General features: G+C 59.3%; 20 protein-coding genes. 7 read left to right on the forward strand and 13 right to left on the reverse strand.

Annotated features, from left to right (window positions below):
* Nucleotide 1: 1 nt before the first annotated feature.
* The 9 genes from FTO60_RS02605 to FTO60_RS17875 all read right to left on the reverse strand — a co-directional run bounded on the left by FTO60_RS02605 (nucleotide 2) and on the right by FTO60_RS17875 (nucleotide 9,824).
* A complete protein-coding gene (locus FTO60_RS02605) occupies nucleotides 2–880 on the reverse strand; it encodes a 2-oxo acid dehydrogenase subunit E2 (protein ID WP_148054507.1) in 879 nt (292 codons plus the stop codon).
* A 10-nt stretch (nucleotides 881–890) separates the two neighbouring features.
* Nucleotides 891–2,321 (reverse strand): NAD-dependent succinate-semialdehyde dehydrogenase, encoded by a 1,431-nt coding sequence (locus FTO60_RS02610; RefSeq protein ID WP_148054508.1) that lies wholly within the window; start codon nucleotides 2,319–2,321, stop codon nucleotides 891–893.
* Between the two features lie 15 nt (nucleotides 2,322–2,336).
* Complete coding sequence (locus FTO60_RS02615) at nucleotides 2,337–3,632, reverse strand: biotin/lipoyl-containing protein (RefSeq protein ID WP_148054509.1); 1,296 nt, start codon at nucleotides 3,630–3,632, stop codon at nucleotides 2,337–2,339.
* Complete coding sequence (locus tag FTO60_RS02620) at nucleotides 3,622–4,617, reverse strand: alpha-ketoacid dehydrogenase subunit beta (protein ID WP_148054510.1); 996 nt, start codon at nucleotides 4,615–4,617, stop codon at nucleotides 3,622–3,624. Before FTO60_RS02620 ends, FTO60_RS02615 begins: the two co-directional genes overlap by 11 nt.
* Nucleotides 4,618–4,627: 10 nt before the next feature.
* Nucleotides 4,628–5,623 carry a thiamine pyrophosphate-dependent dehydrogenase E1 component subunit alpha gene (locus FTO60_RS02625; RefSeq protein WP_148054511.1) on the reverse strand — a complete coding sequence of 332 codons (996 nt, stop codon included), beginning with the start codon at nucleotides 5,621–5,623 and terminating at the stop codon, nucleotides 4,628–4,630.
* A gap of 75 nt (nucleotides 5,624–5,698) precedes the next feature.
* Nucleotides 5,699–7,009 (reverse strand): Xaa-Pro peptidase family protein, encoded by a 1,311-nt coding sequence (locus FTO60_RS02630; protein ID WP_148054512.1) that lies wholly within the window; start codon nucleotides 7,007–7,009, stop codon nucleotides 5,699–5,701.
* A 63-nt stretch (nucleotides 7,010–7,072) separates the two neighbouring features.
* A complete protein-coding gene (locus FTO60_RS02635) occupies nucleotides 7,073–7,882 on the reverse strand; it encodes an SDR family NAD(P)-dependent oxidoreductase (RefSeq protein WP_148054513.1) in 810 nt (269 codons plus the stop codon).
* Nucleotides 7,883–7,900: 18 nt separating this feature from the next.
* Nucleotides 7,901–9,589 (reverse strand): extracellular solute-binding protein, encoded by a 1,689-nt coding sequence (locus tag FTO60_RS02640; protein WP_254696871.1) that lies wholly within the window; start codon nucleotides 9,587–9,589, stop codon nucleotides 7,901–7,903.
* On the reverse strand, nucleotides 9,552–9,824 hold the full coding sequence (locus FTO60_RS17875) for a hypothetical protein (RefSeq protein WP_254696872.1): 273 nt from the start codon (nucleotides 9,822–9,824) through the stop codon (nucleotides 9,552–9,554). The genes FTO60_RS02640 and FTO60_RS17875 overlap by 38 nt, the downstream gene beginning before the upstream one ends.
* 135 nt (nucleotides 9,825–9,959) lie before the next feature.
* Here FTO60_RS17875 and FTO60_RS02645 point away from each other — a divergent pair, with 135 nt between their 5' ends.
* From FTO60_RS02645 to FTO60_RS02675, 7 genes are all read left to right on the forward strand, one after another.
* Nucleotides 9,960–10,919 (forward strand): sugar ABC transporter substrate-binding protein, encoded by a 960-nt coding sequence (locus FTO60_RS02645; protein ID WP_148054515.1) that lies wholly within the window; start codon nucleotides 9,960–9,962, stop codon nucleotides 10,917–10,919.
* 88 nt (nucleotides 10,920–11,007) lie between these two features.
* On the forward strand, nucleotides 11,008–11,799 hold the full coding sequence (locus FTO60_RS02650) for an SDR family oxidoreductase (protein ID WP_148054516.1): 792 nt from the start codon (nucleotides 11,008–11,010) through the stop codon (nucleotides 11,797–11,799).
* Nucleotides 11,800–11,882: 83 nt separating this feature from the next.
* Complete coding sequence (locus FTO60_RS02655; RefSeq protein WP_148054517.1) at nucleotides 11,883–12,857, forward strand: ABC transporter permease; 975 nt, start codon at nucleotides 11,883–11,885, stop codon at nucleotides 12,855–12,857.
* Between the two features lie 11 nt (nucleotides 12,858–12,868).
* Nucleotides 12,869–13,870 (forward strand): ABC transporter permease, encoded by a 1,002-nt coding sequence (locus FTO60_RS02660; RefSeq protein ID WP_148054518.1) that lies wholly within the window; start codon nucleotides 12,869–12,871, stop codon nucleotides 13,868–13,870.
* A complete protein-coding gene (locus FTO60_RS02665; protein ID WP_148054519.1) occupies nucleotides 13,867–15,378 on the forward strand; it encodes a sugar ABC transporter ATP-binding protein in 1,512 nt (503 codons plus the stop codon). Before FTO60_RS02660 ends, FTO60_RS02665 begins: the two co-directional genes overlap by 4 nt.
* Nucleotides 15,378–16,244, forward strand: coding sequence for an NAD(P)-dependent oxidoreductase (locus FTO60_RS02670; RefSeq protein WP_148054520.1), 867 nt, complete (start codon nucleotides 15,378–15,380; stop codon nucleotides 16,242–16,244). Before FTO60_RS02665 ends, FTO60_RS02670 begins: the two co-directional genes overlap by 1 nt.
* Nucleotides 16,241–16,945: a ThuA domain-containing protein gene (locus tag FTO60_RS02675; RefSeq protein WP_148054521.1), complete on the forward strand. Its 705-nt coding sequence runs from the start codon at nucleotides 16,241–16,243 to the stop codon at nucleotides 16,943–16,945. Before FTO60_RS02670 ends, FTO60_RS02675 begins: the two co-directional genes overlap by 4 nt.
* A 312-nt stretch (nucleotides 16,946–17,257) precedes the next feature.
* Here FTO60_RS02675 and FTO60_RS02680 read toward each other — a convergent pair whose 3' ends face one another.
* From FTO60_RS02680 to glcE, 4 genes are all read right to left on the reverse strand, one after another.
* Nucleotides 17,258–17,731 carry an Hsp20 family protein gene (locus tag FTO60_RS02680; RefSeq protein ID WP_148054522.1) on the reverse strand — a complete coding sequence of 158 codons (474 nt, stop codon included), beginning with the start codon at nucleotides 17,729–17,731 and terminating at the stop codon, nucleotides 17,258–17,260.
* Between the two features lie 131 nt (nucleotides 17,732–17,862).
* Entirely contained in the window at nucleotides 17,863–18,675 is an 813-nt protein-coding gene (locus FTO60_RS02685; protein ID WP_148054523.1) for a serine protease, read from the reverse strand.
* 55 nt (nucleotides 18,676–18,730) lie between these two features.
* On the reverse strand, nucleotides 18,731–20,050 hold the full coding sequence (gene glcF / locus FTO60_RS02690) for a glycolate oxidase subunit GlcF (RefSeq protein ID WP_148054524.1): 1,320 nt from the start codon (nucleotides 20,048–20,050) through the stop codon (nucleotides 18,731–18,733).
* The gene (gene glcE / locus FTO60_RS02695) at nucleotides 20,050–21,162 is read right to left on the reverse strand and encodes a glycolate oxidase subunit GlcE (protein ID WP_148054525.1); all 1,113 of its coding nucleotides are present in this window, start codon (nucleotides 21,160–21,162) and stop codon (nucleotides 20,050–20,052) included. Before glcE ends, glcF begins: the two co-directional genes overlap by 1 nt.
* Between the last annotated feature and the right edge of the window lie 5 nt (nucleotides 21,163–21,167).

Here is a 21,167-nt window from a genome sequence, read left to right on the forward strand (position 1 = left end):
CCTAGACCATGATCCGGCGCGGATCCGCGATCAGCCCCGCAAGGTAACTGACGAAGCGGGCCGCATCGGCCCCGTTGATGGCGCGGTGGTCATAGCTCAGATCAAGCGGGACCATTGGCACGGGGCGCGGCGTGTCGCCCTCCCAGACTGTGACAGTTTCCGTGCGCGTAATGCCAAGAATGGCAACTTCGGGCGGGTTGACGATGGGCGTAAAGCCTATACCGCCAATGCCGCCCAGATTGGTGATCGTCATCGACGCGCCACCCATTTCATCCGGTCCTACCTTGCGGTTTTGCGCGCGTGTGGCGAGGTCGGAAATCTCTGTCGCGATCTGCCAAAGCCCTTTGCGGTCCACATCGCGCGCAACCGGAACCATGAGGCCATGGGCCGTGTCCACGGCGATACCGATGTGAACATAATCCTTAAGTGTCAGGGTCTTGCCGTTAGGCGACAGCGACGCATTGAACCGTGGAAATTCACGCAACGCTCGCGCCAGCGCCTTAGCCTGAAACGCCAGCGCGGTCAGCTTGATGCCGCGCGCCTGTGCCTCCGGTTTCAGTTCTTTGCGAAGCGCCTCGATGGCGGTGACATCGGCGCGATCATGGTGCGTGACCTGCGGGATAAGGGCATTGGCCGCGCCAAGGTTGGCGGCGGCCACTTGGGCAAAACGGCTCATCGGTTCTTCGGTCACGGGGCCGAACTGGTTGTGGTCCACATCCCAATAAGATGTGTGACCGGCTGGTCCGCCTACAGGTTTTCCGCCCTCCAGATCCTCACGCGCGATGGATGTGCGGCCCAGATCCTTGGCCAGTTTCTCAAGGTCGATACCCTTTTGGCGGGCAAGGGCACGAACCGACGGTGGTGCGGTGATGTCGCTCATATCAGCCCCCTTACCAGCTGGCCGAAATGTACTGGGTTTCCATGAACTCAAGCATGCCTTCATGCCCGCCTTCGCGGCCAAGGCCGGATTGCTTGACCCCACCAAAGGGCGCAGCGGGGTCCGACACGAGGCCACGGTTCAAGCCAACCATGCCGTAATCGAGCCGTTCACAGACCTGTAGCGCACGCTTGAAGTCTTCAGAGAATACATAGGCGACAAGGCCGTATTCGGTGTCATTGGCCCGTGCGATGACCTCGTCCTGATCCGTAAAGGTTTGGATGGCGGCGACGGGGCCGAAGATCTCGTCGCGCACGCAATCGGCATCCACGGACACGTTGGACAGGACCGTGGGCGGGTAGTAGAAACCCTTGCCTTCGGGCGGGGTGCCGCCGCATTCGATTTTGGCGCCTTTTGCCACGGCGTCTGCGACGAACTCCGCGACCTTGTCGCGCGTATCGGCATTCACAAGCGGGCCGACGTCAACGGTCGGGTCAGTGCCGTCCCCGACCTTGAGGGCCGACATCCGCGCGCTGAGGCGTTTGGTGAACTCATCCGCGATGCTTTCGTGCACATAGATGCGGTTGGCGGCGGTGCAGGCCTCGCCAAGGTTGCGCATCTTGGCAAGCATCGTTCCTTCGATGGCCGTGTCCATGTCGGCATCATCGAATACGATGACGGGGGCGTTGCCGCCCAGCTCCATCGCAGGTTTGAGGACCTGATCGGCCGCGCTTTTCAGTAGCTTCCGCCCGACACCGGTCGAGCCGGTGAAGCTGACGACCCGCACGCGGGGATCATGCAACATGTGGTCGACCAATGACCCCGTCTTGCGGCTTGGCAGTACGTTCACGAGACCCGCAGGAACGCCCGCCTCTTCCAGAAGGGGCATGAGGGCAAGCATGGTGAGGGGCGTTTCGGACGCAGGCTTGATGATCACGCCGCAGCCCGCAGCCAGCGCGGGTGCGATCTTGCGGGTGCCCATCGCGGCGGGGTAGTTCCAAGGCGTGACCAGCACGGCGAGGCCCGCCGGTTTGTGTTGCACAACGATGCGCGCGCCAGAGGATGGGGCATGAGTGATCAGCCCGTCGGCGCGCACGGCCTCTTCGGCGAACCAGCGAAAGAACTCGGCGGCATAGGTAGCCTCTCCTTTGGCGTCCACGCCTGCCTTGCCGTTCTCCAGCGTCATGAGGTGGGCGAACTCATCAAGCCGCTCGGTCATCAATTCCCACGCCTTACGGAGCACTTCAGAGCGCTGGCGCGGCGTGCGCGCGACCCAGTCCTTCATCGCGGCTTCGGCGGCGTTCAGTGCAGCGTCTGCATCGGCGATGTCGGCAGAGGCGACGGAGGCGAGAACCTCCTCGGTGGCAGGGTTGATGACGTCGAAACGTTCGCCCGAGGTGCCTTTGGTCCACGTGCCGTTGATGTAGAGATCGGTATATTCCATAGGTGTCTCCGAGACTTAGAGCAGGTGGCGGAGCGGTTGCTCCATGCGGCCTGCGAATTCTGATAGAAGGGTGACGGCGGCGCTGGCGGCCAGGTGATGGCCTGCGCATTCCAGTGTGATGGTGAGCCCGCTGTTTGTGCGTGTCAGCGTGAGGACCGGCGCGTCTTCTTCGCCGAGATCGACAGTGCTGACGCGGCTCAAGCGCAGATCGCGCAGGATGAGGTCCGGCGCGCTATCATCTTCGGCCTTGGTGATGGCGCTGAACGGGCCGGCAGGAACCGTGTAGGCGCGGCTTTGCTCGAAGCTTTCAACGGCGATGATTGCCGTGTCGCGACCAAGGCTTGCGGCGGCGAGGCCTGCGAGAATGGCGTTTGCATCTTGCAGGTCGGTGTTTTCAGTCGCCCATTCGGTAAACGCGCAAGAGCCATCCGTGGGCAAATCAGCAGTCAGACGACGCGGAGGTGCGGCGGTTTGACCGGCAGTTTGCGCGGGCATTGTGCTGAGGACCTCAATATCCGCAACGTGGAAGGGTTGGGGATGTCCGGCCTCCACCAGTCGGTTAAGGTCCAGCCCCTGTTCCAGCGCCAGACGCCGCGCCTTGGGGGAGGCGAGGATACGACCATCAGCTGATGTGAAAGCCTGTGCTTTGGGCGCCTTTTTAGGTGAAGATTTGGGTTCGCCTTTCGCCTTTGGGGCCGGATCGGGTGTTGCAGCTGGTTTTGCTGCGCCACCATCCGCAATGCTGCGCTGCACAGGATTGGCAGGCTTTTCGGGGGAGATAATGGCAATCGTATCGCCAACAGGGGCGGCTTCGTCTGCCTCGGCCAGCAATGCTGCGACGAAGCCATCGGTGCCCGCCTCGACCTCCATGGTGGCTTTGTCGGTTTCGACCTCGAACAGGATGTCGCCCGCGGCCACGGCGTCGCCAAGCCCCTTGTGCCAAGCGACAATTACACCTGTATCTTGTGCCATTCCAAGCGCGGGCATGATGACGGCTTTGCCGTCGGGCAGCGAGGCGTCATCGCTGCCGCCTGCATCAACGGGGGCCTGCGCGGCGCTGCCGCTGTCTTCGGCGGTGTCCGAAACAAGTGCTATGACATTGCCTACGGGCACATCGGCCCCTGCGTCGGCTTGCACATCTGTCAGATAGCCGTCGGCGGGGGATTCTACCTCCATCGTCGCTTTGTCGGTTTCCACCTCGAACAGCGCGTCACCGGCTTTCACGGCATCGCCAGCAGACTTAAGCCAACTGACGATCTTGCCGGTGTCCTGCGCCATGCCAAGCGCCGGCATGATGACCTCATGCGGCATGGATCATCTCCCCTGACATGAGTTTGCGCGCGTTTTCTGCCACGGCTTCCGGTGTCGGAACGGTGATGTCTTCCAGCGCGGGCGAGAAGGGGACGGGCACATCCATCGCGCCCATGCGCAGCACCGGAGCGTCGAGGTGATAGAAGGCCTTTTCGTTGATCCGGCCAGCAATCTCGCCGGTGATACCGTAGCTTTGATGGCCTTCATCTACCACGATCACGCGGGAGGTTTTTTTGGCCGATGCGATGAGGGTTTCCTCGTCTAGAGGCACGATCGTGCGCGGGTCGATGACCTCTGCGTCGATGCCTTCTTTCGCCAGAATCTCGGCCGCCGCTTCGCAGACCTGCACCATCGAGGACGTGGCGATCAGGGTGATGTCGCTGCCTTCCCGCTTGATGTTGGCCTCTCCGAAGGGGATCAAGAACTCCTCCTCCGGGACGGGGGCCTTGTCGTTATACATCAGCTTGTCCTCAAAGATGACGACAGGGTTGTTGTCGCGGATCGCGGTTTTCATCAGGCCCTTGGCCTCATAGGCAGACGATGGCATCGCCACCTTCAGGCCGGGAATATGGGCGACCAATGCGTGCAGCGATTGCGAATGCTGCGCGGCCGAGCGGCGGGTTGCGCCCATGTTGGTGCGTAGAACCAAGGGGGCGCTCATCTTGCCGCCCGACATATAATGCGTCTTGGCGGCCTGATTGCATAGCTGATCCATGATCAAATATATGAAATCGCCGAACATGAGGTCCACGACAGGGCGTGTGCCCGTCATCGCGGCCCCAACAGCAAGGCCCATGAAGCCGGGTTCGGAAATTGGTGTGTCTACAACGCGCTCGGTGCCGAACTCTTCGACAAGGCCGCTGAGGACCTTGAAAGGCGTTCCGGCCTCGGCCACATCTTCGCCGATGATGAACACGGTTTCATCGCGGCGCATCTCTTCGGCCAGTGCTTCATTGACCGCTTGGGACAGTGTAATTTCTCGCATGTCTTCCTCCTCAGGCCAGCGCATGTTTGACGTCTGTAAAGACATGCATATCGACCTCGGCTTGGTCTGGGTAAGGCGCTGCCTCAGCATAGGCGACGGCTTCTTCGGCGTCTTTCTTCACTTCAGCGTTCATCGCTTCGATCTCGTCCTCAGACGCAATGCCCTGCTCGACGAGCCAGCCGCGGAATTTGATGATCGGGTCGCGATTTTCCTTCCAGTCCTTCTCTTCGTTCTTCGAGCGGTAGTATTCGCGGTTGATGTCGCCGACGTGGTGGCCGTGGTAGCGATAGGTCATCAACTCCATGAAGAAGGGGCCTTTGCCTTTGCGCGCCCGCGCTACGAGGTCTTGGGTGAGTTCGTTGACGGCCAGCACGTCTTGCCCGTCGACCTGATGCGCCTCGATCCCGAAGGCCTCGGCGCGCGCCGTGATCAAACCGGCGGCGATTTCTTCGGTTTTGGTGTATTCTGAATAGCCGTTGTTCTCGCAGGCGTAGATGACTGGCAGATTCCAAAGCGCAGCCATGTTCATGACCTCATACATCAGGCCCTGTGCCGTCGCCCCGTCGCCGAAGAAGCAGACAGTCACATCGTCTTTGCCCAGCATCTTCGCCGTGAAGGCCGATCCGGTGGCGATCCCCATGGACCCGCCGACGATGGCATTGGCGCCGAGATTGCCGTTGGATTGATCGGCGATGTGCATCGAGCCGCCCTTGCCGCGGCAATAGCCCTCTTCCTTGCCCAGAAGTTCGCAGAACATTTCTTTGAAATTCGCACCCTTGGCGACGCAGTGGCCATGGCCCCGGTGGGTCGAAGTGATCTTGTCTGTCACTTTCAGCGCCTCGCAGATGCCCACGGCGACGGCTTCCTCGCCAGAATACATATGGGTCAGGCCCGGCATTTTGGCGGACAGATAGAGCTGGTTGGCGTTATCTTCGAACGAGCGGATGCGCACCATCTGGCGATACATGCGTAGGTAGTCTTCGGTGTTTGTCTTTGTTTTGGCCATGATGTCCTCTTGGGCAAACGGGCAAGGCCCGCGTCCGACGCTGGGAGCGAACGCCGGGCGCGGATAAACCGCCGGTCAGTAGCGGTTGGCGATCGGCAGTTCTTCGGCCGGGAAGAGGCTGATGACTTCGCAGCCGGTCTCGGTCACGACGACTTCTTCCTCGATCCGGGCGGCCGAATAGCCGTCCGTTGCGGGGCAGTAGGTTTCCAGCGCAAAGACCATACCGGTCTGGATTTCCATCGGGTGATCCAAGCTGACGGCGCGGGAGATGATCGGGCGTTCGTGCAGCGCTAGACCAAGGCCGTGGCCGAACTGCAGGCCAAAGGCTTGATCTTCGTTGGCGAAGCCCAGGCTTTCCGCAGTGGGCCAGACCGCAGCCACCTTGTCGGTCGTGACGCCGGGTTTGATCATAGCGATAGAAGCGTCGATCCATTCGCGGGCCTTCACGTAGGCATCGTTTTGCGACGGGGTCGCACGGCCCACGTTGAAGGTCCGGTAATAGCAGGTGCGATATCCCTGATAGGATTGCAGAATGTCAAAGAAGGCCTGATCGCCGGGGCGGATCAAACGGTCGGTGAAGTTGTGCGGATGCGGGTTGCAGCGTTCGCCGGAAATGGCGTTGATCGCCTCCACATCGTCGGAGCCCATCTCGTAGAGCATCTTGTTGGACAGGGCGACAATGTCATTCTCGCGAATGCCTGGTTTTAGCTCTTCGTAGATCATGTGGTAGACGCCATCGACCATGGCCGCGGCTTGCGTCAGAAGCTGGATCTCGTCGGTATTTTTGATCTCACGCGCTGCCAGCATGATCTGCTGACCGTCAACGACGTTCAGGCCTTCTTCCTTCAGAGCGTGAAACATCGCCGTTTCAGCATAATCCACTCCCACGGGCATGTTGGCCATGCCGGCATCTTTGATCAATTGCGCGATCTGCTTGGCATACTTCTGCATCAGCCCGAATTCGGGCGGGATCGTGCCGCGCATGCCGACCACGCCTGCAAGGCAATGGCTGGGCTCCAGCCAATCGGAGTGACGTTTGTGGTGCTCCGCGGCGGACCCGAAATCCCAGACGTAGGGGCTGTCGTCACCTGTCAGAAGGCAGAAGCGGCACATTTTGTCGCGTTCCCATTCACCGATCTTGGTGGCCGAGACATAGCGGATATTGTTCACATCGAACAAAAGCAGCGTGCCCGCGTTCGAGTTCTTCAGCGACTGGCGAGTCCGCGCAAGGCGGTAGCGACGCAGGCGGTCGTGATCGATGCGGCGTTCGAAATCCACGGACATGTGGCCATGGGCCGGCAGCTTTTCGCGCCACTCCCAATTGGGCTCAAGATCCTGAGGGGTGAGCAGGTTTGGCATGAGTGCATTGCCTGGACGTTCTGACATGGAAAACTCCTTTCGGGTGGGACCATGCGCACCCGGTTTGTTGCTGAAAATTCGGGTGTTGGCTTAGGTCGTCGCCCAGCCGCCATCGATAGAGATCATTTGGCCGGTCATGTAATCGCTATCGTCGGATGCAAGGAACGACGCGGTGCCGACGATATCCTTGGGATAGGAAACGCGCTTGATCACAAGGGCGCTGTCAACGATATCCTCATAGGCTTGACCTTCGCGTTCCTTGAACCCAATCTCGACCAGATCCTTGTCCAACTGCTCCCAGAGCGGTGTGACAACCACGCCCGGCGCGTAGCCGTTCACGGTGATGTTGTGCTCGGCCAGACCAAGCGCACCACATTCTGTCAGCGCAAGGCAGCCGTATTTCGAGGTGCAATAGACGGTCACATCCACCAGCGGCTTTTTCGACGCGATCGAGCCCACGTTGATCAGCTTGTAGGGGTGATCCTCCATCGGGCCTTGGGCGATCATCTGGCGGGCGACTTCCTGCATGCCCAGCCACATCGCCTTGGTGTTGACGTTCATGATCATGTCCCAGTTGTCTTCGTCAATATCCATGAAGAACCGGGGTTTGTTCAGGCCCGCGTTGAAAAGCCCGACATTGATCGACCCGAAGGCCTTGACCGTGGCGGCAACGGCGGCGGCGTTGTCTTCGCGCTTGGTGACATCCATTTTGACAGCAATCGCCTCGCCGTTCCCCGCTGCATTGATCGCATCGGCAACTTTCTGCGCTTCATCGCCGTCCAGATCGCCAAGACAGACATTCGCGCCTTGGGCGGCAAAGTTTTCGGCGTTGGCCTGACCCATGCCGCGGGCGGCACCGGTGATGAGAATATTCTTACCTTTGAGGCGGTTGGGGTCCATGGATGTCTCCTCCTGTTGTCACTTAGACCTGTGTCTTTTGATCATGGCGTCGGCCCTCTCCTGTGCGCGACGCAGTGTTTCTGCCGGGGTCGTTAGACCGCGCAGCATGTCGTGGAATTCCTCTCCGCAAATCTGGATGATCTCGCTGATCTCCGGCACGGGCGGGCGGGGCCAGAATTGCAACTCGTCGCGCCATGACATGGCATCGACGGCCTCGAAGATGGGCGACAGGCGCCGGACGTCTGGATCCGCGCCAACGGAATAACGCGGGTTGGTCCGGCTGCCGTTTTGCACGTAGAGCTTTTGTGCCTCGGGCGAGGTGAAGACGCGTAGCGCCTCAACAGCCGCTGGCACGCGATCCGGCGGTAGATTGGCGGGAATGCCCATGATGTAGCCGCCCACAGGGGCGATCTGGCTGGCACCCGGGCCAGCGGGATGGGGCAGATAACCAGTTTGACCGTTGGCGGGCGACTCTTCGTCCGACTCGAAATAGGGAGCCAGCAAGGTGTAGCCGTATGCCATCGCGATGCGACCCGCAGCATAGGGCCGTACGCGTTCATACCAGGACATCGACAGAATATCGGGAGGTGAGTATTCCAGCAATTCCAGCAGGAACTCGGCCGCGCGGAGACCTGATTCCGTATCAATCGTGACGTTGTAGCGCCGATCAGCGAGGTGGCCCGTGGCAAAGCCGCCCGCGACGGGGGGCAGATCAAAGACAGGCTGGCCGAAATCGGCAAGCGTCATAAGCACTGTGTGGCCAAGCGCCGTTCCGCGCGCGGCGTTCCACGCAATCCCGTGTCGGCCGTTTTGGGGGTCATGCAGCGCCTTGGCGGCGGCCAAGAGCGCATCGGTTGTAGCAGGTGGTTCAAGCCCGGCTTCGGCGAACATGTCTTTTCGGTAGAACAACAATTCGGGCGTGGTCTGGGCGGGCAAACCATAGGGCCTGCCGCCCCAATGGGCCGCCTTCCAGCCAGCCGTGTGGAAATCTGCCGGGTCAACGCTCGCAATGTCCATGGCCTCGTCCAGTGGCATCAGAATGTCGCGCTCAGCGAACTCCCCCACCCATGGGAGATCCACGGCGATGATGTCGTAGCGGCTGGATTTGCGTTCTGAATTGCGGACGGCTTCTTCGTGCAGGCGATCAATCGAAAAAGCGCGTTGATTGATTTGCACCCCGATGGACTGTTCGAATTGCCGCTTGAGGTTTTCCATGACCATGAACGTTGGGTCCCCGTGAACCAGCACACGCAGGCCACCGGCAAGCTTCAGCGGTTCGGACAGAACCTGAAGCGGGGGGATCGACTTGGCGTCCATGTAGGACTCGCCAAAGTAGTAGTCGTCGGCCTCTCCCAGCGTTTGCTTGCCGCCGAACCGATTTGCCGCCAACCGACTCACGCGGCTCGACAGTTGGGCCCATTGATCCATGAGTGTTTCGCTGGGGTGCATCGAGAAGCTTTTGCCGGTCTTGGTGCGGGGGCGCTGTTCAATCAGACCAGCGTTCACCATTTCCTTTAGGCGGCGGTTCGCTGTGGCGTAGGGCACGCGGCTGGCACCAATCAGCGAAGTGGCAGTAATCGCACGCCCTTCGAGGTGTCCACGTAGCAACAAGAGCGTCATTCGCAGGTTCGGATTCGGTGCGGACAGGTCTACCACGTCCTCCAGTTCGTCACCCAAATCCTCGAGAAAGGCGATGATCTGAAGCATCTCGGTTTTTGCCCTTGGGGGCCTGAACCGGGCCATGTTTGTTGCGCTCATCGCATTCATCGGACTGGTTTTTTTCTTTCTGGTTTGCTTTGGCGATTGCGTTTTGCGACCGTCGGCCGAAATATTCATTTTGAACGAATCTGATTTGCCCATCGATGCTTCCCTCCGTAGGTTGCGAGAGTTGGTGATCAAAGCGTATCGCAAAAATATCCAATTCGGACGAAGAAATTATCATAACGGATATTTTTGGTGACGCGGTGCTTCTGGCAAACCCACATGGTGAACGCAGTCCGATGGACCATGATTCCCCTATGGAGGGGGGAGCCAGCTAAACTGAGTTCAGAAAAGATTCCTTGGGAGGAAATCACAAATGAAAATCCGCACACTTCTCGCAGCGACGACCGCCACGACGGCGATGGCCGTTGCAGGCATGGCCGCAGCCGACGAAACGATGACAATCGGCATCACCCAGAACAACGTGGGTGTCGACAGCTACCAAACCACATATGAGCAGGCCTTCATTGCGGCTGCCGAAGCCAACCCTCATGTTGAAGTCGTCGTTCTGGACGCCGGTGGTGACGTGGCCCGCCAGATCGCCCAGATGGAAGACCTTATCCAGCAGGAAGTCGACGCCATCATTATCTGGCCGACCAACGGCGAGGCCGTGATCCCCGCTGTGCGTAAGGCATATCAGGCTGACATTCCGGTTGTCGTGACCAACTCCAACATCGCCGAAGCCGGCTTTGACTTCGTCGCGTCCTTCTCTGGTCCTGACAACGTCACGCAGGGCATCCGTTCTGCCGAAATCATGTGTGACCGCTTCAAAGAACTGGGCATCGAAGACGAAGCCAAGGTCGTCCACATCACAGGTCAGCCCGGCTACACAACGGCGATTGAACGCGCGCAGGGCTTCAACGATCGTCTGCCCGAAGTCTGCCCGAACGTTGAGCAGATCGACGAGCAGCCTGGTGATTGGAACCGCGAAAAGTCACAGCAAGTAATGGAAGCGTTCCTCGTCCAGTATGACGACATCGACGGTGTTTATTCCGGTGACGACAACATGGGCGTTGGCGCAATGAACGCAGCGATCGCTGCGGGCCGCGAGGGCATTACCTTTGTTGGCGCAACTAACTTCGCAGTTGGCTATGAAGCGATGGCCGCAGGCACCTACTGGGGTTCAATCTACCAGTCACCAGTCGATGACGCCGAAGCAGCACTTAAGACTGCGATTGACCTGCTCAACGGCGAAGATCTGCCATTCCTGAATTACTTCGATACGCCGAAGATTACCCAGGACAACATGGACCAGTTCACCAAGCCGGTGTTCTAGGGCCCCAACTTCGGGAAGGGGGCTGCGGCCCCCCTCCCACTCGAACCCCTTATGATTTAAAAAGAATTTCAGGTATAGGAGAGGGCCAATGGGTCGAGTCTCTGGGCGGTCGTGTATTGTTACGGGGGCCGCGCAAGGTATCGGTCGAGCTATCGCCGAGGCGCTGCTGGCGGAAGGGGCAAGCGTTTGTTTTGCCGACATTAACGGCGATCGGGTCTCCGAAGTCGCTAACCTGAACCGGAAGACATATGGGGACAAAAAGGTGATCCACGCACAGGTCGATGTGACAGACCGGTCCGCGGTTCGCGCTATGATCGACCATACGGTCGCGACGTTTGGAAAGCTGGATGTGAATTTCAACAATGCAGGCGTCAACCGGCCGATGAACTTTATGGATGTCACCGAAGATAACTGGAATTTCATTATGGGGGTCAACGGGTTGGGCTGTATGATCGGCATGCAGGAAGCGGCCCGCCAGATGATCGCCCAAGGCACAGGCGGCAAGATCATCAACACCGCCTCGATCGCCAGCCGACAGGGGTTTGACAATGTGGCCCCGTATTGTGCCAGTAAATTTGCCGTCGTGTCGCTCACCCAATCGGGCGCCCGCGATTTGGCAAAGCACGATATCACGGTCACAGGTTTTGCCCCTGGGGTGGTTGCGACCGAGATGTGGGAACAGGTCGATCAGGACTTGATGGAGATTGGCGCAGCCGAACGGCCAGGTCAGGCGATGGAGGAGTTTTCGGCTGAAATCCTGCGCGGCCGCGTGGCAAAGCCGCAAGATATCATTGGAACGACCACGTTTCTGGCTGCGCCGGAAAGCGATTACATGACAGGCCAGATCGTGATGATCGACGGGGGTATGACGCTGGTTTGATCTGACATGCCGGGGGAGGGATTTCGGCAGGTTGGACAGAAAAACAACTTGGGGCCGCAAAACGCGGTTCGCGGGAGGAACTAATGGCTGAGTTTACGAAGCAGGACATCGGAAAGTTTCTGGCGAAGCAGGGCATCCTGATTGCCTTCGCGCTTTTCATAATCGGGTTCACGATTGCCAATCCTAGGTTCCTGACCCTCGATAATCTTGAGAACGTGGTTAGGTCTTCGGCCATTTTGGGCGTGATGGCGCTGGGTGTGACCTTTGTCGTTATCAGCGGCAATCTCGATCTCTCCGTAGGGTCGATGATGTCCTTTTCGACCATCGTTGTCCTTGATCTTCACGACAAACTAGGGCCGACCCTTGCTATCCCTGCCATGTTTGCGATGACGCTCTTCCTGGGGGCCTTCATTGGGTTTCTCGTTGGCTATCTCAAGCTTAATTCATTGATTGTCACTTTGGGGATGCTTTCGGCCATCCACGGGCTGACGCTGACGTATTCGGGCGGCAAGAATATGGATATCGCCGACAAGGAAGGCACGTGGTTTGCCATCTTCGGGCAAGGTAATATCATGGGAATTCAAACGCCTATCCTGATATTCATTGCGCTAGCGGCCTTGCTCGGAGTTATCTTGGCCAAGACACCGTTTGGCCGAAAAGTCTACGCCGTAGGCGGTAATGGTACGGCGGCGACCTTCTCGGGCATCCGGCGGGCACGCGTGGTTTTCCTCTGCTACATTATGAGTGCGTTCTGTGTGGCCACGGCCGGTCTTATCCAGGCCAGCCGCTCCATGGGGTCGCAAAATACTGTAGGGCAAGGGCTAGAGCTTGAAGTACTCGCCGCAGTCATTCTTGGCGGTGCATCGCTGCTGGGTGGTTCGGGGACAATCTTCAAGACCGTGATCGGCGTGCTGATCCTCGGGTTCATTCAGAACGGTCTCTTACTGGTCGGGCTTGATTTCTCGGTACAGTACGTGGTGACCTGGATCATCATTATCCTCGCGGTCTGGCTCGATATTGCAGCCAAGCGCGGCAAGCTCATGTCGCCGATCGCGTAAGGGGGAAGACTATGCAATCTGGAAAACTCTCGAAATATTTAAAGGGCGGTGCCATCTGGGGTTTCATCGTTCTCGAACTGATCTTCTTCTCGGTGGCGGGCGAGTTCCTCTCGGTCAGTGATAAGGCCTTCATGGACGCGGACAACATGCTGCTTCTGCTCAAGCAATCCGCGCCTATCGGAATCATTGCCATGGGCATGACAATCGTCATGGTGAACGGAAATATCGACTTATCTGTCGGGGCGATCTACGCGATCTGCGCCATCATCCTGCTGGATTCGATGTCGTGGACAATGTTCGCAGGGCTCGAAAATTGGGTCATTCCCGTGGCCTGGTCTCTCGCGCTGCTGACCGGAGTGGTTCTCGGTGCGATCAATGGGTTGATCGTGTGGAAGACCGGAGTGGACGCCTTCATCGTGACGCTTGGTTCTATGTTGGGCTATCGCGGGTTGGTCTTCATGTACAATGGAGAGCAGCCGACCAGCAATCTCAACTGGACGCTGGTCGACTTCGCCGAGGCGCAATTCTTTGGCCTGCACACCGCGACGTGGTTCCTGCTGATCGTGACCGCGGCGATCTGGTTCCTGATGAACCGTACGGTCCATGGCCGCAACGCCTATGCCATCGGTAACAACCGCGAAGCGGCGGTCAACGCCGGTATCCGCGTCGGTCCGCACATGATGATCAATTTCATGATCATCGGTTTCCTCGCAGCGCTGTCCGCCGTGGTTTTCTATTCGGAATCCGGATCGGTCAATCCCAACGATGGCCAGCTTTACGAGTTGTGGGTGATCACCGCCGTCGTGCTGGGCGGTACCAAGCTGACAGGCGGGGCAGGCTCAATCGTCTCGACGTTCGGGGGCGTTATCGCGATCCAGCTTTTGCGCAAGGGTCTTGCCCATATCGGCGCCGACACATCCACCGTGAACCTTGTGATCGGTCTGATCCTGATCGTCGTGCTGTTCCTTGATCGTCAGTTGAACGTGAAAGGCAAAGAGGAGCTGAAGGTATGACCGAGCAAACCCCTGTTCTCCGATTGGAGGGGATCGTGAAAACCTTTCCGGGTGTGCGTGCCCTTGATGGTGTCTCTCTCTCGATCCTGCCCGGTGAGGTGCATGCCCTGATGGGCGAAAATGGCGCCGGAAAATCAACGCTGATGAAGGTGCTCGGCGGCATTCACCAACCCGACGAAGGCCAGATCATCGTGGACGAGAAACCGGTCGTCATGTCTGGCCCGTTGGATGCGAAGGCCAAAGGCATCGTCTTCATCCATCAGGAACTGAGCCTCGCGGATGAGCTTTCCGTGGCCGAGAATATCTATCTGGGCGAATTGCCGCGCAAACGGTTCGGTTTGGTCGACTGGACCGAACTTGAGGCCAAGACCAACGCGATCCTTGAGAAGCTCAAGGTTGGCTTCAAAGCAAAGACGCGTGTGGGTGACCTTTCGATCGCCAACCAACAGATGGTCGAAATTGCGCGCGCGTTGACGGTAGATGCAAAGGCCGTGATCTTTGATGAGCCGACCGCCTCGCTGACAGACGCCGAAAAGGTTGTTCTGTTCGAGGTGATCTCGGACTTGCAGGCGCAAGGTGTCGGCATTGCCTATATTTCCCACCGGATGGAAGAGATCTTCAAGATCACCGACCGGATCAGCGTTCTGCGCGATGGCCAGTACCAAGGCACGGTCAACACGCGCGACACCAACGAAGAGGGCGTGACCCATATGATGATCGGGCGCAAGCTCGACCTCAGCCGCAACGAAACCCATCATGAATTGGGCAATGTCGCGCTTGAAGTGCGCGGGCTGAGTTGCGGTGATCTCTATCAGGATGTCAGCTTTGAAGTACGGCGCGGTGAGGTCGTAGGTTTTTATGGACTTGTCGGGGCAGGCCGCACAGAAATTGCCGAAACACTGTTTGGCCTTCGCAACCCATCTGCGGGTACGATTTTGCTAGATGGCGAAGAGGTGCGAATAAATGCGCCCCATGATGCGATTGAACGGGGCATTTCGCTTGTGCCTGAGGACCGTAAGGGACAGGGCCTCGTTTTGGGGATGAACTGCCGCGATAACATGACCCTGCCGCAAGTTGATGACCTGAAGTCCGGTCCTTTCGTCGCCGATGGTGCCGAGATCGCGATCTTTGATCAATATCGCGACAAGCTGGACATCAGGACACCGGGCTGGAAACAGACTGTGGGGAACCTTTCGGGAGGCAATCAGCAGAAGATCGTCATCGGAAAATGGCTGTCGATGCGCCCCAACGTGCTGATCGTAGACGAACCCACGCGCGGTATCGACGTGGGATCGAAGGCAGAGATCCACAACCTGCTTCGCGAGTTGGCGGCACAGGGCTACGCGGTAATCGTCATCAGTTCAGAGATGCCTGAGGTGCTCCACGTGGCCGACCGTATTGTTGCGATGTATTCGGGTCGGATTATGCGCACCTTCACCTCTGAAGAGGTAACAGAGGAAAACCTCATCGCGGCCATATCCGGTCTAGACACCGAAAAGGTGGCGTGATGCGGGTCGGCTTTGTCGGGCTGGGCCGGATGGGCGCACATATGGCGCGCAACCTGTTGGGTGCTGGTTTTGAGCTCACACTCTGGAACCGCTCACCTGAGAAGTCCGACGCGCTGGCGGCAGAACTGGGCTGCGCAACCGCGCCGAGCCCAAGCGCACTTTCAGACTCTGTGGATGTGGTGCTCACCATGCTCGCCGATGATCCTTCGTCTGAAAGCGTTCACTTTGGCCCTGACGGCCTCTTCGCCGGCACGGCGCAAACCTATGTCGAGATGGGCACAATGAGCCCCGATCACATTCAACGGCTTGCCCAAGGCGTGCCTGAGGGCGCGTGCGTGATCGACGCGCCGGTCTCCGGCGCAACACAGGCCGCCGCCGATGCGCAGCTGGTCATCATGGCAGGTTGCACGCCGCAAGACGCCAAACCGCTCGCCCCGCTGTTTGATGCAATGGGCAAAGAAACCCTCTGCCTTGGTCAAACGGGCAGCGGCGCGGTGATGAAGCTGGCGGTCAATTCGCTCATACATGGCATCAACCAGACCCTGGCCGAGGCGATGACCCTGGCCGAGGCCGCAGGCATCGAACCGAAGGCCGCCTTTGACGTCATCGAAGCGTCGGCCGCCTGCGCGCCAATGCTGAAATACCGCCGCCCGCTTTACCTGAATGAGGCCGCCCACGCGGTGACCTTCACCGTCGCACTGGCCCGCAAGGATATGGAAGTCACCGCCGATCTGGCCCACAAACTCGGCACTGATATGCCGCAGGGACTGAGCACTTTGGACATTCTCAGACAGGCTGAAGCGGATGGCTATGCCGCCCGCGACATGGCCTCAATCTTGACATTCATGAGGGAGAACAAGATATGAAAGCAGTTCTTTTCGTCGGTGGCTGGGAAGGCCACGCGCCCATGGATTTCGCCGATTGGTACCGCGATCTTCTTGAAACCAATGGCTTTGAGGTGATCGTGCACGACACGCTTGAACCGCTGGAGCGCCCGGAAGATATGGCCGATGTCGATCTGATCACCCCGATCTGGTCCTCCGCCCGCTCCGGCCACCAAGAAGAATTCGGCAATATGACCAAGCGCCAAGAGGACGGCCTGCTGAAGCTCATCGGCGATGGCTGCGGTCTGGTCGGCTGGCACGGCCACATGGGCGACGCGTTTCGCGACCGTCCCACCTATCATTTTCTGATCGGCGGCCAGTTCGTCGCCCATCCCCCCGGCTGGCCCGATAACTTGCAGCCCAAGGAAGACTACATCGATTACGACGTGACGATCTGCCAGCCGCATCACCCACTGGTCGAAGGCATCCGCAGTTTCCGCATCACATCGGAACAATACTATATGCTGACGGACCCGTCGAACAGCGTGCTGGCCACAACGACGTTTTCAGGCGACCACCTCTGGTGGATTGAGGGAACCGTCATGCCCGTCACATGGATCCGTCGTTGGGACAAGGGGCGCGTATTCTACTGCTCGATCGGGCATGAATTGGACGACCTCAAGGTGCCCGAGGTCACCGAGATGATCCGCCGCGGAGCAATTTGGGCTGCGAGCAAGACATAAGGGTCAATTCACAGCGAACTTACACATTGCCCCGTGGCGTGGCTTTGTTCTTGAGCGCCTGGTTATTGCTGTAGATCACATGAATGACCGGTCTTGCCCCTGCACTGCGGCATGTATAACTTTGTTGCCGCAGCAATATCGACGCCGCGTGCGCGCGCAGCAAGAATCCAACACTTCCGTTAAGGGCTCACTGCTGACATTGGCTAGTACTGCAATTCACGTGAGAGTTTTCTGGCTTGGCACGCGTTCCAACGCAATAACGGGCGCACGGTGGGAGGACCGCGCGCCCGTCAAAAGTTGACCAATAAGAGGTTAGTTGACCTTATCGGCCTCGATCACATCGGCCTTTTTGCTGGCCGAGGAGGCAATCGCGATCTGGCGGGGTTTCAGCGCCTCGGGCACTTCGCGCACCAGATCAATGTGCAGCATGCCGTTTTCAAGGCTCGCTTCAGTCACGCGGACGTGGTCGGCAAGGTGAAAGCGGCGTTCAAACGCACGGGTGGCGATGCCGCGGTGCAGATAGCTGCGGTTCTGGTCGTCTTCGGTTTCGGACTTGCGGCCCGAAACCAGAAGAGCGTTCTCGCGCACCTCGATCGACAGGTCTTCATCGCCAAAACCGGCCACGGCAAGTGAAATCCGCCAGCCGTCGTCACCGGTCTTTTCGATGTTGTAAGGGGGGTAGCTTTGGGTGCCGGCGTCATTGGAGAGAACCCGATCCATCAGGTCGGTGATCTGGTCAAAGCCAACGGTGGCACGATGCAGTGGTGCAAGGTCAAAAGTTCGCATGGGTAGGTATCCTTTCACAAGCGATTCCAAGTGTTTATGCCTTCCCTCATGGGACAGGCAGGTCGTCACAGCACCCGTCTTTGGCGTGCTGTATCATCTATTTGGGGATGGTTTTGTGGCTTTCAAGACCCCTAGGGGCGCACAAATTTCGCACCGGTTTGCGTGCGTTCGCCCGGGGCAATCACGCGCACCTGTGGCGGCGGGGTCGATTGAAACGTGTCCGCCCCGGCGGTCAGTTCAGCGCGCAGCAAGGTCAATGATTCCATGAGAACCGGCCCGAAAGAGACCATTTCGCTGTCCACCTCCGCCATGCCCGACACCACGGAGACAATCCGCGCAATGCCGTTGTCGATCCGGAAAATCGGCGCGCCGGAGCTGCCAAAATTGATGTCGCAGGTCGTGATGATCATGCCCTGTTGTTCGCCCAGAATATCGCACACCTCTTGCAGTGAGGGCGCTTCTGACCGGTCGAAGGCGTAGGAGACAACGCCGACCTGCGTGCCCGCCGCTGTGCCACCGGCTGTTTCGAAGGGCGTGATCTGGGTCGAGCGTATCGGCTGGTCAAGCTCCAGCAGGGCGACATCGTAGCGCACGATGCTTGTATCGACCACGCTGGGGTAAACATAGGCTGGATGCACTACCGTGCGGCGCACCCCGCGATAGGCCAGCGCGCGCCCGTTGCGCATACCCGCCAGAAACTGGATGCCTGCGGGATCGACCTGCGCTTTGCTGCTATCGAACAGGCAATGCGCCGCCGTCAGCACGAGATCGGGGGCGATCAACGCGCCGGTGCAAAAACCCTTGCCCGCGATATCAAGGCGGCCCACGGCCTCCCAGCCGCGCGCGGCGTCGGCGGTTTGCATGCTTTCCAGCGCGGTTTCCTCGGCCTGCGCAGGCAGCGCTACGCCAAGCAAAAACACCATAGTTAGAAAGAATTGCCGCATCGCCTCACCTTTGTTGGTCGTCGCGTAGCAAAAAGATGTGGCACAAATGGGGCGGTCAGCGCAGGATCGGCACCTTTGGGTCGCGTTTGCCCGGTGCGGTCAGGGCGGGCGGTTTTGGCCCGCCCGTGGCCCAATCAAGCAGTTCAACCGTGTGCACGATCGGCACGTCCGTCCCGCCACCGATCTGGATCATGCAGCCGATGTTACCCGCGGCAATGATATCGGGAGTGAGCGCTTCGAGGGTATCGACCTTGCGCGCCTTCAACTGCTTTGAAATTTCAGGCTGCATCAGGTTGTAGGTGCCAGCCGATCCGCAACACAGGTGGCTGTCGGCAGGTTCCAGCACGGTGAAACCGGCGCGTTTCAGAAGGTCTTTTGGGAAGGTCTTGATCTGTTGGCCGTGTTGCAGCGAGCAGGCCGCGTGATAAGCGACTTTGGTGGTTTTTGGTGCGCTTTCGGGCAGGTCCAACTTCATCAGCGCTTCGCTGACATCCATCGCGATGGCACTGACCCGCGCCGCATCAGCCGCAAGCGGGTCGTTGCGGAACATATGGCCGTAATCCTTGACGGTCGTGCCACAGCCCGAGGTGTTGATCACAATCGCATCCAGCCCGCCGCCGTCCATTTCCGCCGCCCATGCACGGATATTGCGCGCCGCCGTGGCGTGGCTTTCGCTTTCCTTGCCCATGTGATGGGTCAGCGCGCCACAGCACCCGGCGCCTTTGGCGACCACAACTTCGGCCCCCAGCCGGGTCAGCAGGCGGATCGTCGCATCGTTGATATCGGTGTTGAGCGCCTTTTGCGCGCAGCCCGTCATCAGCGCCACGCGCATCTTCTTGTTCGTGGTTGGAAAGGTCTGCGGATCATCGTTGCGTGACACTGGCGGGATGGTTTTCGGGGCCATTTCCAGCATCGCGCGCAGCCGCGCGTCAGGCATCAGGCGGGCAAAGGGTTTGCCGATCTTGGCCCCCAGAAGCGCCACGCGAAACCGCATGGGATAAGGCAAAATCCGGGCCAGAATCCAGCGTAGGGCGCGATCCGTCAAAGGGCGTTTATAAGTGTTTTCAATATAGGCGCGGGCGTGATCGACCAAATGCATATAGTGCACGCCACTGGGGCAGGTCGTCATGCAGGCAAGGCAGGACAAACAGCGGTCGATGTGTTTCACGGTGTCTGCATCGGGCACGCGGTTGTTTTCCAGCATGTCCTTGATCAGGTAGATCCGCCCGCGCGGGCTATCCAGTTCGTCACCCAGCACCTGATAGGTCGGGCAGGTCGCCGTGCAAAACCCGCAATGGACACAGGCGCGCAAAATCTCGTTGCTGCGCTGGATCGCGGGGTCTTGCAGTTGTGCGTCGGTAAATGTGGTTTGCATCAGCCCATGACTCCGGGGTTGAGAATGCCGCGCGGATCAAACCGGGCGCGTAGGCCTGCCGAAAGGGCGGTGACGGTCGGGTTTTCAGGGTGGAAAACTGGCAGGGCGGCACGGGTTTCTGCGCTGGCACGGATCAGGGTGGCGTGGCCCGCCCTGTCGCCCAGTTCGGCGCGCAGGTTGTGGCCCGCCGTTGTCAGCATCCAGATCAGGCCGCCGCCCCAATCGTAAAGCGCACCCTTCTTTGAGAGCCCCGCCACCGCAGCGGGCGCGTCGGATGGTTTCAATGACACGCGCCAGACATCGCCGTCCTGATCGGCAAAGGGCGTGACATCGCGGATTGTTGTCCAGATTGCATCGCTTTCCTGCGTCTCGCTGATGGTCGTTGTGCCGAATGGGGCAAGCAGTTTGGACAGTTGTTCGCTGCGATAGGCGACCGATCCGGTAAACCCTTCAATGCGCAGATGGGTCTGGCCCGTGGCCGGATCGTGGGCCGCGCCGGACACTTCAAAGGGCGACCCAAGGGCGGCTGACATGGCAGCCACGGCGCGCGCGTCATCGTCAATCGCCACCGTGATCGTGGCGCTGGTGTCAGGGCGGGGCAGCACCTTGAGCGAGACTTCGCTGAGCACCCCAAGCGTGCCGTAGCTGCCTGTCAGCAGCTTGACCAGATCGTAACCGGTGACGTTTTTCATCACCCGGCCACCGTTCTTGATCACGGTGCCGCGTCCATCGACAAAGCGCACGCCCAACACGTGATCGCGGCAGGCCCCAACAGACACACGGCGCGGGCCGGATACGTTTGCGGCGACGATACCGCCAATCGTTGGCGTGCCCTTGGTGCCAAGCAGGGCACGGTGATCCATCGGTTCAAAGGCAAGGCGCTGATTTTCCTTCGCGAGCGCCTTTTCGATATCCGCCAAGGGGGTGCCCGCCTGCGCCACAAGCGTCAGCGCGCCGGGTTCATAAAGGGTAATACCCTTGAGCTTGGCAGTGCCGAGCGCCGCGCCAACAACGGGGTTGCCAATGGGGCGCGTTCCCCCGCCGGTGATGTGAAGCGGCCCTGTGGCATCCGCAATCGCGGCGGCCAGTTCGGTTTCGGATTTGGGTGTCATGACGG

This window comes from Octadecabacter sp. SW4, assembly GCF_008065155.1.
Taxonomy (GTDB): Bacteria; Pseudomonadota; Alphaproteobacteria; order Rhodobacterales; family Rhodobacteraceae; genus SW4.

Coding starts and splice junctions, on each gene's coding strand:
- FTO60_RS02615 (WP_148054509.1), bottom strand. CDS start 3,632: ATGCCGCATGAGGTCATCATGCCGGCGCTTGGCATGGCGCAGGACACC.
- glcE (WP_148054525.1), bottom strand. CDS start 21,162: ATGACACCCAAATCCGAAACCGAACTGGCCGCCGCGATTGCGGATGCC.
- glcF (WP_148054524.1), bottom strand. CDS start 20,050: ATGCAAACCACATTTACCGACGCACAACTGCAAGACCCCGCGATCCAG.
- FTO60_RS02665 (WP_148054519.1), top strand. CDS start 13,867: ATGACCGAGCAAACCCCTGTTCTCCGATTGGAGGGGATCGTGAAAACC.
- FTO60_RS17875 (WP_254696872.1), bottom strand. CDS start 9,824: ATGATAATTTCTTCGTCCGAATTGGATATTTTTGCGATACGCTTTGAT.
- FTO60_RS02610 (WP_148054508.1), bottom strand. CDS start 2,321: ATGGAATATACCGATCTCTACATCAACGGCACGTGGACCAAAGGCACC.
- FTO60_RS02635 (WP_148054513.1), bottom strand. CDS start 7,882: ATGGACCCCAACCGCCTCAAAGGTAAGAATATTCTCATCACCGGTGCC.
- FTO60_RS02650 (WP_148054516.1), top strand. CDS start 11,008: ATGGGTCGAGTCTCTGGGCGGTCGTGTATTGTTACGGGGGCCGCGCAA.
- FTO60_RS02655 (WP_148054517.1), top strand. CDS start 11,883: ATGGCTGAGTTTACGAAGCAGGACATCGGAAAGTTTCTGGCGAAGCAG.
- FTO60_RS02640 (WP_254696871.1), bottom strand. CDS start 9,589: ATGCTTCAGATCATCGCCTTTCTCGAGGATTTGGGTGACGAACTGGAG.
- FTO60_RS02620 (WP_148054510.1), bottom strand. CDS start 4,617: ATGCGAGAAATTACACTGTCCCAAGCGGTCAATGAAGCACTGGCCGAA.
- FTO60_RS02680 (WP_148054522.1), bottom strand. CDS start 17,731: ATGCGAACTTTTGACCTTGCACCACTGCATCGTGCCACCGTTGGCTTT.
- FTO60_RS02675 (WP_148054521.1), top strand. CDS start 16,241: ATGAAAGCAGTTCTTTTCGTCGGTGGCTGGGAAGGCCACGCGCCCATG.
- FTO60_RS02645 (WP_148054515.1), top strand. CDS start 9,960: ATGAAAATCCGCACACTTCTCGCAGCGACGACCGCCACGACGGCGATG.
- FTO60_RS02670 (WP_148054520.1), top strand. CDS start 15,378: ATGCGGGTCGGCTTTGTCGGGCTGGGCCGGATGGGCGCACATATGGCG.
- FTO60_RS02630 (WP_148054512.1), bottom strand. CDS start 7,009: ATGTCAGAACGTCCAGGCAATGCACTCATGCCAAACCTGCTCACCCCT.
- FTO60_RS02605 (WP_148054507.1), bottom strand. CDS start 880: ATGAGCGACATCACCGCACCACCGTCGGTTCGTGCCCTTGCCCGCCAA.
- FTO60_RS02685 (WP_148054523.1), bottom strand. CDS start 18,675: ATGCGGCAATTCTTTCTAACTATGGTGTTTTTGCTTGGCGTAGCGCTG.
- FTO60_RS02660 (WP_148054518.1), top strand. CDS start 12,869: ATGCAATCTGGAAAACTCTCGAAATATTTAAAGGGCGGTGCCATCTGG.
- FTO60_RS02625 (WP_148054511.1), bottom strand. CDS start 5,623: ATGGCCAAAACAAAGACAAACACCGAAGACTACCTACGCATGTATCGC.